Annotated in this window: 9 protein-coding genes; 1 reads left to right on the top strand and 8 read right to left on the bottom strand. The window is 74.6% G+C overall.

The window, feature by feature from the left end; genetic code table 11:
- Window positions 1–259: 259 nt before the first annotated feature.
- Window positions 260–1,315, top strand: a complete 1,056-nt coding sequence (locus OVA32_RS06955; protein WP_041103713.1) for an alpha/beta fold hydrolase — start codon at window positions 260–262, stop codon at window positions 1,313–1,315.
- A 66-nt stretch (window positions 1,316–1,381) separates the two neighbouring features.
- Here the strand turns inward: OVA32_RS06955 and OVA32_RS06950 are convergent, their stop codons facing one another.
- The 8 genes from OVA32_RS06950 to carB form a co-directional block, all read right to left on the bottom strand.
- Window positions 1,382–3,445: a primosomal protein N' gene (locus OVA32_RS06950; RefSeq protein ID WP_167755869.1), complete on the bottom strand. Its 2,064-nt coding sequence runs from the start codon at window positions 3,443–3,445 to the stop codon at window positions 1,382–1,384.
- Between the two features lie 112 nt (window positions 3,446–3,557).
- Window positions 3,558–4,820: a methionine adenosyltransferase gene (gene metK / locus OVA32_RS06945; RefSeq protein ID WP_036313737.1), complete on the bottom strand. Its 1,263-nt coding sequence runs from the start codon at window positions 4,818–4,820 to the stop codon at window positions 3,558–3,560.
- A 15-nt stretch (window positions 4,821–4,835) separates the two neighbouring features.
- On the bottom strand, window positions 4,836–6,122 hold the full coding sequence (coaBC, locus tag OVA32_RS06940) for a bifunctional phosphopantothenoylcysteine decarboxylase/phosphopantothenate--cysteine ligase CoaBC (RefSeq protein WP_041103709.1): 1,287 nt from the start codon (window positions 6,120–6,122) through the stop codon (window positions 4,836–4,838).
- Between the two features lie 7 nt (window positions 6,123–6,129).
- A complete protein-coding gene (gene rpoZ / locus OVA32_RS11650) occupies window positions 6,130–6,570 on the bottom strand; it encodes a DNA-directed RNA polymerase subunit omega (RefSeq protein WP_010078603.1) in 441 nt (146 codons plus the stop codon).
- Window positions 6,571–6,636: 66 nt separating this feature from the next.
- The gene (gmk, locus tag OVA32_RS06930) at window positions 6,637–7,287 is read right to left on the bottom strand and encodes a guanylate kinase (protein WP_010078602.1); all 651 of its coding nucleotides are present in this window, start codon (window positions 7,285–7,287) and stop codon (window positions 6,637–6,639) included.
- A 71-nt stretch (window positions 7,288–7,358) separates the two neighbouring features.
- On the bottom strand, window positions 7,359–7,673 hold the full coding sequence (mihF, locus tag OVA32_RS06925) for an integration host factor, actinobacterial type (protein WP_041103707.1): 315 nt from the start codon (window positions 7,671–7,673) through the stop codon (window positions 7,359–7,361).
- A gap of 138 nt (window positions 7,674–7,811) precedes the next feature.
- A complete protein-coding gene (gene pyrF, locus OVA32_RS06920) occupies window positions 7,812–8,699 on the bottom strand; it encodes an orotidine-5'-phosphate decarboxylase (RefSeq protein ID WP_041103705.1) in 888 nt (295 codons plus the stop codon).
- Entirely contained in the window at window positions 8,696–12,001 is a 3,306-nt protein-coding gene (gene carB, locus OVA32_RS06915; RefSeq protein WP_267713780.1) for a carbamoyl-phosphate synthase large subunit, read from the bottom strand. The genes pyrF and carB overlap by 4 nt, the downstream gene beginning before the upstream one ends.
- Window positions 12,002–12,003: the final 2 nt, after the last annotated feature.

The following is a 12,003-nucleotide window of genomic DNA, read 5'->3' as shown; positions in this document are numbered from 1 at the left end:
CGTCCGGGCCCCGGGACCGAGGACGGGCCGGAGTACGGTAGGCACGCGCGCGCCATCGTGGCCAGGACCAGGCGTCGCCAGGTTCCGGGCAGCGTGGCCTCAGGCCCACCCCAGGGCCGCCCTCCCGCGGGCACGCCGCGGTCGCGATCAGGCCGAGCATCTCGGCGGACCCCGTCCCCGCGCCCAGGTCCAACAGCAGCGTGCGGGAGGCGTGGGTGACGTCGCTGAGGTTCCAGACCGGCCTGGCTAGGGTGGGGACGTGCCTGTCCCGACGCCGCCCGCCGCCCCGGGCCCGCCCGTCCGCCTGCGCGATCTGCTGCGCCCGCCCGCGGCGCCCGCCGATCCCCGCGTGCTCACGGGCCACCCGGCCCGGACGCCCCGTCGGCGCACCCTGGCCGTGCCGGACCCCGTCAGCGGGACCCCGTCGTCCGTGGCCGTGTGGGAGTACGCCCCCGTTCCGGAGGCCGCGCCGGGATCGCCCTCCGGGCTGAAGGGGGACACGGCCGCTGCCCCGCTCGTGTTCGTGCACGGCTTCCGCGGGGACCACCACGGCCTCGCCCTGCTGGCCGACGCGCTCCCGGAGCATCCGATCCACTCGATCGAGCTGCCCGGCTTCGGGGCCTCGGAGCCCTTCCCCCACGCCGAGCACACCGTGGCCCATCACGCGGACGCGGTGGCCGCCGTCGTCGCCGCCCTGGGGCTGCCGGCCGCCCCCGTGCTGGTCGCACACTCCTACGGGACGACGGTGGCGGCCGAGCTGGTCGCCCGGGAGCCGTCCCGGTGGGGACGGCTGGTCCTGCTCAACCCCATCGCCGAACCCGCGCTGCAGGCGTCCGCGTCCGTGACGAGCCGGGTGCTGGCGGCCGTCGCCGAGGGGTACTACGAGGTCGCCGCCCGCCTGCCCGAGCGCCCGGCGCGGCTGCTGCTGGGCGCGCCGCCGGTCGTGTGGGTGACCACGCTCGCCATGACCCGCACCAGGGACAGGGATGTCCTCGCGTACACCCATGACCAGCACCGGCGCCACTTCTCGGGCTTCGCCTCCGCGCGCATGCTCTCCGAGGCGTACCGCGCCTCGAGCACGGGCTGCGTGGCCGACGTCGCCGCCCGCCTCACCCTGCCGGGGCTGCTGGTCGCGGGGCGGGAGGATCCGCTGGGCTCGGTGCCGGCACAGGAGGCGCTCGCCGCGGCGATCGACGCCGCGGGTGGCACAGCGGAGCTGCACGTCCTCGACGGCGTCGGGCATCTGCTGCACTACGAGCGACCGGCCGCCTGCGCGGCGCTGATCCGCGACTGGCTCCGCCGCGCCGGCCGCTGACGCCGTCATCGCCCCGGCGTCGCCGCGCTCCGGCCCCTCGGGCTGCGGGTCGGTCCGGCCGCCCCCTCAGAGCACCCCGGCCGGGTCGAGCCGCACCCGCACCGGGGCGGTCTCCCGCCGAGCGCTCGCCGCGGACCGGGCGGCGCGCAGGGCGCCGACGGTGGCCTCGGCCGCCGCGTAGGGGAAGATCAGCAGGGCGCGGGAGCGGGTCTCGTCGGCGGGGTCCGGCACCGGCCCGATCCAGGGCAGCCGCGCCGGGCCGCCGTCGAGCGGGGCCGAGTGCGGATCCTCGTGGACGTCCTCGTCCGGCCGTTCCCGGCGGGCGGCCTCCACGAGCTCGAGGTACTCCGCGACGGCGGCGGCCTCCCCCGTGACCTCTGCGAGGCGGCCGGCGGGAGGCAGGTGCAGCTCGCGCCGCTCGGCGACCTGGCGCGCGGCGAAGCCGTCGGGGTCCCGTCGGACGAGCGCGTTCACCGCCTCCCCCGCGTCCGCGGTGACCACCACGACGCCCCCGTCGGAGGCGGGGCGGACCAGGCAGGCGGCCGCGAGCCAGCGGGCGAGCACGCGGCCCGGCACGTCGAGGCCCTCGCGCTGGAGCTGGCTGTCCCCGTCGAGCAGCAGGGCGGCCGCGTAGCCGTCGGGTGTCGCCGGCTCGGCCCCCACGGTCGCCACCACCAGGGAGGGCCCGGGCGGCACCGAGCCGAGCATGTGCTGCGCCGAGGAGGCGTGCACGGGCACGCGCGGGAACGCCCGGCCCAGCTCCTCGGCCGTGCGGTCCACGCCGCGGGCGCCGGCCCGCAGCGTCGTGCCGCCGCACTCGGTGCACCGGAAGCCGCGCTCCCGGGTGCCGCACCACCGGCAGGCCACCTCCCCGTGCCGGGCGGCCCGCGCGTCGCGGAAGCCCAGCGGCCCCGCGCAGACGCGGCAGCGGGCGGGCGTGCGGCACCGCTCGCACACGAGGGCGGGGATGAAGCCGGCCCGGGCCACCTGCACGAGCACCGGGCCGGGCCGTGGCCCGAGCAGCGCGGCGCGGGCGGCGGCCCAGGCGGCCTGCGGCAGCCGCGCCCGCTGCGCGAACGGGTCGCGCGCCGTCTCCCAGGCGTCGGCGGTGGAGACGACCCGCGGCCCGAGCTCCCGCTGGGTCGCGCGGGAGGGGCCGAGGTGCAGCAGCCAGCCCGACTCGACGAGCCGTTGCACCGGGACGGACCGGGAGGGCCCGGCGAAGAGCAGCGCCGCGCCGGTCGCGCGGGCCCGCTCCAGCACGACCTCTCGGGCGTGGAAGTAGGGCGCGCGGGGTTCTGCCCACGCGTCGTCGCCGTCGTCCCAGAGCACCACCAGCCGCAGGTCGCGCACGGGCGACCACACGGCAGCCCGGGTGCCGGCCACGATGCGCCGGGTGCCGCGCAGCGCGGCCAGGTGGGCGCGGTACCGGGGCGTGTTGCCGTCCTCGGAGCCGATCCGCGCGTAGGCGTCCTCCCCCACGTGCTCGTCGAGGGCGGCGCAGAGCCGGTCGAGGTCGCGGTGGTCGGGCACCAGCAGCAGGACGCCGCCGTCCGAGGCGGCCACCGTGCGCGCCAGAGCGGCCAGCGCGCCCGCCTCGTCCCATTCGAACAGGCGCGAGGGCACGACGGCGGCCGCCCGCGCGGCGTCCCCGGCCAGCACGGCGGACACGAACGCGGTGCCCCCCTCGAGGGACTCCCACACCGTGGGCACGAGGCCCTCCTCCGCCGCGGGAGGCTCCGGGCGCTCGGCGTCCGTGCCGGTCAGCGTCACAGGGTGGTCCGCGGCGGTTTCCGCGTCCTCCGCCAGGGCGGCCTTCTCGACCTGCGCGACGCGCGGGGGCACCGCGGCCCGCAGCACGTCCGTGACGACGCCGGCCTGGCGGCGGGCCACCGCGCGCGCGGTCGCCAGGACCTCCTCCGTCAGCGGCGGGATGACGGTGAGCACGCCGGTGAGCTCGGTGAGCTGGGCGCCGGTGGCCGGCTCCTGCTCCCGCGAGACGAGCCAGCCCGTCATGGCCCGTCCGCCGAAGCGGACGGACACGCGGGAGCCGGGGACCGCCCGGTCGTCCAGGGCCACGGGCACGAGATAGTCGAACTCGCGGTCCAGGTGCGGCACGGGCGAGTCCAGCAGGACGCGTGCGATCGGCCGCTCCGGCCACCCCTCGGCCCGCTCCGGCAGTCGGGGCGCGTCCTCCGGCTCCGGGAGGGCGAACAGCGCGTCCGTGATGCCCGCCTCCGGATCAGAGGCCGGCGGCAGCGCGCAGCTGCTCGACGCGGTCCGTGCGCTCCCACGTGAAGTCGGCGTCGTCCCGGCCGAAGTGGCCGTTCGCGGCGGTCCGTCGGTAGATGGGCCGCAGGAGGTTCAGCTCCTTCACGATGGCGGCCGGACGCAGGTCGAACACCGCGTTCACGGCCTCGATGATCTTCTCCTCCGGCACCGTGGCCGTCCCGAAGGTGTCCACGTACAGGCCCACGGGCCGGGCCGAGCCGATCGCGTAGGCCACCTGGAACTCGGCGCGCGAGGCGAGGCCGGCGGCCACCACGTTCTTCGCGACCCAGCGGAGCATGTAGGCGGCGGAGCGGTCCACCTTGGACGGGTCCTTGCCGGAGAAGGCGCCGCCGCCGTGCCGGGCCATGCCGCCGTAGGTGTCCACGATGATCTTGCGACCGGTGAGGCCGGCGTCGCCCACGGGGCCGCCGATGACGAACTTGCCGCCCGGGTTGATGATGATCCGCATGCCGGAGGTGTCGAGGCCGGAGCGCTCGATGACGGGCCGGATCACGTGCTCCTCCACGTCCGCCCGCAGCTGCTCCTGCGTGACCCACTCGTGATGCTGCGTGGAGACCACCACGGCCTCCACCGTGGTGGGCACGTGGCCGGGCGCGTAGCCGATGGTGACCTGCGTCTTGCCGTCCGGCAGCAGGTACGGCATGGGCGTGTTCTCCGCCCGGCGCACCGCGGTGAGCCGCTCGGAGAGCCGGTGCGCGAGGTAGATGGGCATGGGCATGTACGCCGGGGTCTCGTCCGTGGCGTAGCCGAACATGATGCCCTGGTCCCCCGCGCCCTGCTCGTCCACCTCGTCCGCCGAGCCGTACTCGCGGGCCTCGAGGGACCGGGAGACGCCGGCGAAGATGTCCGAGGACTGCTGGCCGATGGAGATGTTCACGCCGCACTGGGCGCCGTCGAAGCCGTTGGCCGAGGAGTCGTAGCCGATGTCCAGGATGGTCTCGCGCACGATCCTGGGGATCTCCACGTACGCCGAGGTGTTCACCTCGCCGGCCACCTGCACCAGGCCGGTGGTGGTCAGGGTCTCCACGGCCACCTTCGCCGACGGGTCGGCGGCGAGGATCGCGTCCAGGATGGCGTCGGAGATCTGGTCGCAGATCTTGTCGGGGTGGCCCGCCGTGACGGACTCGGAGGTGAAGAGGCGGAGCTCTCCGCCGCCCACCCCCGAATACGGATCGGCGTGGCGGGCGGGGCTCAGCGAGGCGGCATCGGTCATGCCGCCCAGTCTAGGTCAGCGGCCCGACGCGCCGGCGGGGTCGCGACCGGCGAGGTCATCCACGATCGCCTGCACGACGGCGGCCGCCGCCTGGTCCTTGGAGCCCACGGTCTCCACGGCGGGGCGGCCGTCGGCGAACAGGATGGTCACGGCGGTCTCGTCCCGGCCGAACACCTTGTCCGTGCCGACCTCGTTGACGACGAGCATCTCGCAGCCCTTGCGGTCCAGTTTGGCCCGGCCGTACTCGAGCACGGAGGACGTCGCGTCGCCGGTCTCCGCGGCGAAGCCGACGATGAGCGGGGCCATGGGCCCGCCCTCGGAGCGGGTCCGCACGGCCGTGGCGAGCACGTCCGGGGTGCGCTCGAGCACGATGACGGGCGCGCCGCCGTCGTCGCCCTTCTTCATCTTGGCGTCGGAGACCTCGGCCGGTCGGAAGTCCGCGACGGCCGCCGCCATCACGAGGACGTCGGCGTCGGCGGCCTCCGCCAGCACGGCCTCGAGCAGGTCCTGCGTGGACTCCACGAGCACGACGCGCTCGACGCCCTCGGGCGTCGGGACGGACATGGACCCGGCGACGAACCGCACGGTGGCGCCGGCCTCGAGGGCGGCGCGCGCCAGGGCGGCCCCCTGCTTGCCGGAGGAGCGGTTCCCCAGGTAGCGGACCGGGTCCAGGGCCTCGCGGGTGCCCCCGGCCGTGATCACCACGGTGCGACCGGCCAGCGGGCCGGGTGTCGGCTCGGCGTCGGACCCGGAGGCCCGGGGACGGCGCGGGGCGCCCGCGGCCGCGGCGGCCTGCGCACGCTCCCAGATCTCGGCGGGCTCGGGCAGCCGCCCGGCGCCGGAGTCGGCCCCGGTGAGGCGGCCCACGGCGGGGTCCACGACCGTGACGCCGCGCTCGCGCAGGAGGGCGACGTTGGCGACCGTGGCGGGGTGGTGCCACATCTCGGTGTGCATGGCGGGGGCCAGGACGACGGGGCACGTGGCGGTCAGCAGCACGTTGCCCAGCAGGTCGGGCGCCATCCCCGCGGCGGTGCGCGCGAGCAGATCGGCGGTGGCCGGCGCGACCACCACGAGGTCCGCACGCCGGCCGAGCCGGACGTGGTTCACCTCGTCGACCGCCTCGAACGTGTCCGTGCGGACCGGGCGACCGGAGAGGGCCTCCCACGTCGCCGCGCCCACGAACTCGAGGGCGTTGGCGGTGGGCACCACGGTCACGCCGTGGCCGGCCTCGGTCATCAGGCGCAGCAGCAACGCCGCCTTGTAGGCCGCGATGCCGCCGCCGACCCCGAGGACGATCTCCATGACGGGCTCAGGCCTCCGGGGCGTCCTCGGAGGTGCCCTCCTCGGCGCGCACCGTCTCGGCGGCCTCCTCGATGGCGGCGGGATCGCCCATCGGCTGGTGGGCGTCGGCCGACTCGAGGGTGGCGAACGGGTCGTCCTCGCCCGGCAGGGAGAAGTCGCCGAAGTCCTCGGCGGCCAGGTCGGCCTCCGGGGTGGCCTCGACGGCCTCGCGGGACACGAGCAGGTCGGCCTCGATCTCGCGCAGGGCGATGGACAGCGGCTTCTCGTTCAGCTGGGTGTCCACGAGCGGGCCGACGTACTCGAACAGCCCCTCGTGCAGCTGCGAGTAGTAGGCGTTGATCTGCCGGGCCCGCTTGGCGGCGAAGAGCACCAGGGCGTACTTCGAGTCGACCCGCTCCAGCAGGGAGTCGATGGGCGGGTTGACGATGCCTTCGTACTGTTCGGTCACGGGGTCTCCAAAGTCTTCATCTCACTGTCACGTCGGCGCCGGGTGCGGCGTCGGTGCGGCCGGTCCTCAGGCCTCGGTCGGACGGCGCTCGGGGTCCAGCCCCATGAGTCTCACCAGTTCCTCGGCGGCCCGCTCCACGCGGTCGTTCACGACGACGGCGTCGAACTCGGGTTCCGCGGCGAGTTCCAGTCTAGCCGTTTCGAGCCGGCGGCGCTGTTCCTCCGGGCTCTCGGTGCCGCGGCCGAGCAGCCGGGACACGAGTTCCTCCCAGCTCGGCGGCGCCAGGAACACGAAGGTGGCCTCCGGCAGCGCGCGGCGGACCTGGCGCGCGCCCTGCAGGTCGATCTCCAGCAGGACGTGGCGGCCCTGCGCCACGGCCTCCATCACACGGTCGCGCCGCGTGCCGTAGCGGTGGACGCCGTGCACGACGGCCCATTCCAGCATCTCGTCCGCCTCGACGAGGGAGTCGAACTCCTCCGGCGTCGTGAAGTAGTAGTGCACCCCATCCTCCTCGCCCGGGCGTGCCGGGCGGGTGGTGGCGGAGACGGACAGCCACGCCTCGGGGTAGTGCTCGCGGACATAGGCCGAGACGGTGCCCTTGCCGACGGCGGTGGGGCCGGCCAGGACGGTGACGCCCGGGCCCGGGGGGCGTTCCTGGACGGCGGTGCGGGCCACCGGGACGGCGGGGGCGGGTCCGGGGTCGAACGTGTCGGTCACGCATCCTCCTGGTGGGACGGGCCTCGCCGGCCCTTCACCCGGGCCGGCGCCGACCCGCCGGGGTGTGGGGGTCACCGGCCAATATAGGCGATCAGTGCCTCGCGCTGACGACGGCCCAGGCCGCCCAGCCGACGCCGCGGCGAGACGCCGCACCCCGCCATCGCCTCCCGGGCCCGGATCCCGCCCACGCCCGGCAGGGCCAGCAGCAGGTCCACGGTCCGCAGACGGGCGACGGCGTCCTCGGCGTCCGCGCGCGCGAAAATGTCGGCCAGGCCGACCTCACCGGCGGCGAAGGCCGCCTTGAGCTCCGCCCGCGCCCGGCGGGCCTGGAGGGCCTTCCTCCGGGCCTCCGCCCGCTCCTGCACACTGAGCTGCCGCAACGCCATGGCTCTGACCTCGATGCCTCTCGTTCCCCACCGGCCCCGTCGTGACCCTTCCACGGTCAAGAGCAACGATCACAGCCGATCGGAAGGGAAGATACCATCCCGTCCACACGGCACGGGCGAGCCGGGAGGACGCGAGCGTCACCGCAGGGCGGCGCGATTCGCCTCGATCGTGTCCACCAGCGAGGCCACCGACGGACCCGCGCTCAGGATGCCGCGGGACGAGGTCGCCAAGACCTGCGGCCAGGCCGTTCCGAAGTCGGCCCGCATGCCCCGGGCCGTGGCGCCCTGGGCACCGAACCCGGGGGCCAGCAGGGGCCCGCCGAGGGCCGGCAGGTCCAGGCCGAGGCGGTCCGCCTCGGCGGCCACCGTGGCACCCAGGACGAGTCCCACCGGCCCCCACGCGTCGTCGCCGCGCAGGGCCGCGTTCTCGGCGGCCGCGGCCGCGGCGATGCGCCGGGCGACCGATCCCTCGGCCGACCCCTCGCCCACGTGCTGGACCTCACGACCCTCCGGATTGGAGGTCAGCGCGAGGACGAACACGCCGCGGCCGGCACCGTGGGCGGCGCGGATGGTCGGCACGAGGGTGCCGAAACCCAGGTACGGGCTGAGCGTCACCGCGTCCGCGGCCAGGGGCGAGGCATCGGAGGTCCACGCGGCGGCGTAGCCGTCCATGGTGGAGCCGATGTCACCGCGCTTGGCGTCCGCGATCGTGAGCACCCCGGCGTCCCGGGCGGCCGCGAGCAGCCGCTCCAGGGCCGCCAGGCCGGCCGATCCGTGGCGCTCGTACAGCGCCACCTGGGGCTTGATCGCCGCCACGCGGGGCCCCTCGGGACCCACCGCCGCCTCGAGGGCGGTCAGGGAGAACGCCTCGAGGCCCGCCGGGGTGTCGCTCAGGCCCCACTGCCGCAGCAGGCCCGGATGGGGGTCCACGCCGAGGCACAGCGGACCGGCCGTCTCCATGGCGTGGGCCAGCCGCCGCCCGAAGGGGGCGCGGGGCCCCGTGCCGCCCGTCGCCGTCGTGGTCACGCCGCGGCCTCCGGCCCGGCGACGGCCTGCTGCAGGCGCGCGTCGTGCTCCTGCAGTGAGGTGACGGACCACTCGTAGGACCGCATGGCCTCGATGGCCTGCAGGCACGCCCCGAACTCGGCCGTGGTCGTGATCACCGGCACGCCGAGCGACGTCGCGGCCGCGCGGATCTCGTAGCCGTCCGTGCGGGCGTCGCCGCCGGAGGGCGTGTTCAGCACGAGATCGACGGTGCCGGCGTGCAGCTGCTCCAGCACGGTGCCCGCGCCGTCCTCGTGCCCGGCGTCGGCGATCTTCGCCACGACCTCCGCGGGGATGCCGTTGCGCCGCAGCACCTCGGCGGTGCCGCCGGTGGAGACCACCTGGAAGCCGAGGTCGACGAGGCGCTTGGCCTGGCCCACGAGGGTGCGCTTGTCCCGGTTCGCGACCGACACGAACACGCGCCCAGAGGTGGGCAGCGGGCCGCCGGCGGCGGACTGGGACTTGGCGAACGCGGTGTCGAAGTGCTTGTCGATGCCCATGACCTCGCCCGTCGAGCGCATCTCCGGGCCCAGCAGCGAGTCCACGACGCGGCCCTCCGCGGTGCGGAAGCGGGTGAACGGCAGCACCGCCTCCTTGACCGCCACGGGCGCGCCGATCGGCAGGGTGCCGCCGTCGTACGCCGTGGGCAGCATGCCCGCCGCGCGCAGGTCGGCGATGCTCTCGCCGACGCCGATCCGCGCGGCCGCCTTGGCCAGCTGGACGCCCGTGGCCTTCGAGACGAACGGCACGGTCCGCGAGGCACGCGGGTTCGCCTCGATCACGTACAGCACGTCCGAGGCGAGCGCGAACTGGATGTTGATCAGGCCGCGCACGCCGACGCCGGCCGCGATCCGCTCGGTGGCGCGGTGCACGCGCTCGAGCACGTCCGGGCCCAGGGTGACGGGGGGCAGCACGCACGCGGAGTCACCCGAGTGGATGCCCGCCTCCTCGATGTGCTCCATGACGCCGCCGAGGTACAGCTCGGTGCCGTCGTAGAGGGCGTCGACGTCGATCTCGATCGCGTCCTCGAGGAAGCGGTCCACGAGCATCGGCTGGTCGGGGGTGATCTCCGTGGCGTGCGCCACGTAGTGGGCCAGCGCCTCCTCGGAGTACACGATCTCCATGCCGCGACCGCCGAGCACGTAGGAGGGGCGCACGAGCACGGGGTAGCCGATCTCGTCCGCCACGCGCTTGGCGTCGTCGAAGGAGACCGCCGTGCCGTTCTTCGGCGCCACCAGGCCCGCGCGCTCGAGCACGAGCGCGAACTCGCCGCGGTGCTCGGCCAGGTCGATGGCCGCGGGCGAGGTGCCCAGGATCGGCACGCCGGCGTCGGCGAGCTGCTGGGCCAGCTTGAGCGGGGTCTGACCGCCGAGCTGCACGAAGACGCCGCGCACGCCGCCGGAGGCCTCCTCGGCCGCGATGACCTCCAGGACGTCCTCGAGCGTGAGCGGCTCGAAGTAGAGGCGGTCGGAGATGTCGTAGTCCGTGGACACGGTCTCCGGGTTGCAGTTGACCATCACGGTCTCGTAGCCGGCCTCGCGCAGCGCCATGGTGGCGTGCACGCACGAGTAGTCGAACTCGATGCCCTGGCCGATCCGGTTCGGGCCCGAGCCGAGGATGATCACCGACTCGCCCTCGTGCGGGGCGACCTCGGTCTCGAGGTCGTAGCTGGAGTACCGGTACGGGGTGAAGGCCTCGAACTCGGCGGCACAGGTGTCCACGGTCTTGTAGACGGGGCGCACGCCCAGGGCGTGACGCACGCCGCGCACGACCGCCGCGTCCATGTGCCGCAGCGAGCCGATCTGGGCGTCGGAGAACCCGTGCCGCTTGGCGCGGCGCAGCAGGGTTTCGTCGAGGACCTCGGCGTCGCGGATCTCGTCCGCGACCTCGTTGATGAGCACGAACTGGTCCAGGAACCACGGGTCGATCGCGGTGGCCTCGAAGGCCTCCTCGATCGTGGCGCCGGCGTAGAGCGCCTGCTGGGTCTGGGAGAGCCGGTCGGCGGTGGCCGTGCGCGCCGCCGCGAGCAGGGCCTGCGGGTCGGCGTCCTGCGGGAACGCGAGCTCCGAGCCCTTCTGCTCGAGCGAGCGTAGGGCCTTCTGCAGGGCCTCCGTGAAGCTGCGGCCGATGGCCATGGCCTCGCCGACCGACTTCATGGTGGTGGTCAGCGTGGGGTCCGCCGCCGGGAACTTCTCGAACGCGAAGCGCGGGACCTTCACGACCACGTAGTCCAGGACCGGCTCGAAGGACGCCGGGGTCTTCTGGGTGATGTCGTTGGGGATCTCGTCCATCGTGTAGCCCAGGGCCAGCTTGGTGGCGATCTTGGCGATCGCGAAGCCGGTGGCCTTCGAGGCCAGCGCCGAGGAGCGGGAGACGCGCGGGTTCATCTCGATGACGACGACGCGCCCGTCCACGGGGTTCACCGCGAACTGGATGTTGCAGCCGCCGGTGTCCACGCCGACCTCGCGGATGACGTTGATCGAGATGTCCCGCAGCTTCTGGTACTCGCGGTCCGTCAGCGTCATGGCCGGGGCCACGGTGATGGAGTCGCCGGTGTGCACGCCCACGGGGTCCACGTTCTCGATGGAGCAGACGACGACGACGTTGTCGTTCTTGTCCCGCATCATCTCCAGCTCGTACTCCTTCCAGCCGAGGATGGACTCCTCGAGCAGGACCTCGGAGGTCGGGCTGTACTGCAGGCCGGCGCCGCAGATGCGGTACAGGTCGGCCTCGTCGTAGGCCATGCCGGAGCCGAGGCCGCCCATCGTGAACGAGGGGCGCACCACCACGGGGTACTTCAGGTCCTCGACGGCGGCCAGGGCCTCCTCCATCGTGTGCACGATGTGGGACCGGGCGGATTCGCCGCCGGCACGCTCCACGACGCCCTTGAACAGCTCGCGGTTCTCGCCGAGCTCGATGGCCTCGATGTTCGCGCCGATCAGCTCGACGCCGAAGCGCTCGAGCACCCCGTCCTTGTCGAGGGCGATGGCGGTGTTCAGCGCCGTCTGGCCGCCCAGGGTGGGCAGCAGGGCGTCCGGGCGCTCCTTCTCGATGATCTTGGCGACCACGGCCGGGGTGATGGGCTCGACGTAGGTGGCGTCGGCCAGCTCCGGATCGGTCATGATCGTGGCCGGGTTGGAGTTGACGAGGACGACGCGGACGCCCTCCTCCTTGAGGACGCGGATGGCCTGGGTGCCGGAGTAGTCGAACTCGGCGGCCTGGCCGATCACGATGGGGCCGGAGCCGATGACCAGGACGGACTTCAGGTCGGTGCGCTTGGGCATGG

Origin of the sequence: Micrococcus sp. SL257, assembly GCF_026625585.1 — a bacterium.
GTDB lineage: Bacteria > Actinomycetota > Actinomycetes > Actinomycetales > Micrococcaceae > Micrococcus > Micrococcus luteus.
Note: the sequence above shows the minus strand (reverse complement) of the source record. Positions and strands in the feature narration are given on the sequence as shown.

Excerpts from the sequence above, each read along its gene's own strand:
- carB (WP_267713780.1), bottom strand. The coding sequence starts at position 12,001 with ATGCCCAAGCGCACCGACCTGAAGTCCGTCCTGGTCATCGGCTCCGGC.
- mihF (WP_041103707.1), bottom strand. The coding sequence starts at position 7,673 with ATGGCGTTGCGGCAGCTCAGTGTGCAGGAGCGGGCGGAGGCCCGGAGG.
- coaBC (WP_041103709.1), bottom strand. The coding sequence starts at position 6,122 with ATGGAGATCGTCCTCGGGGTCGGCGGCGGCATCGCGGCCTACAAGGCG.
- metK (WP_036313737.1), bottom strand. The coding sequence starts at position 4,820 with ATGACCGATGCCGCCTCGCTGAGCCCCGCCCGCCACGCCGATCCGTAT.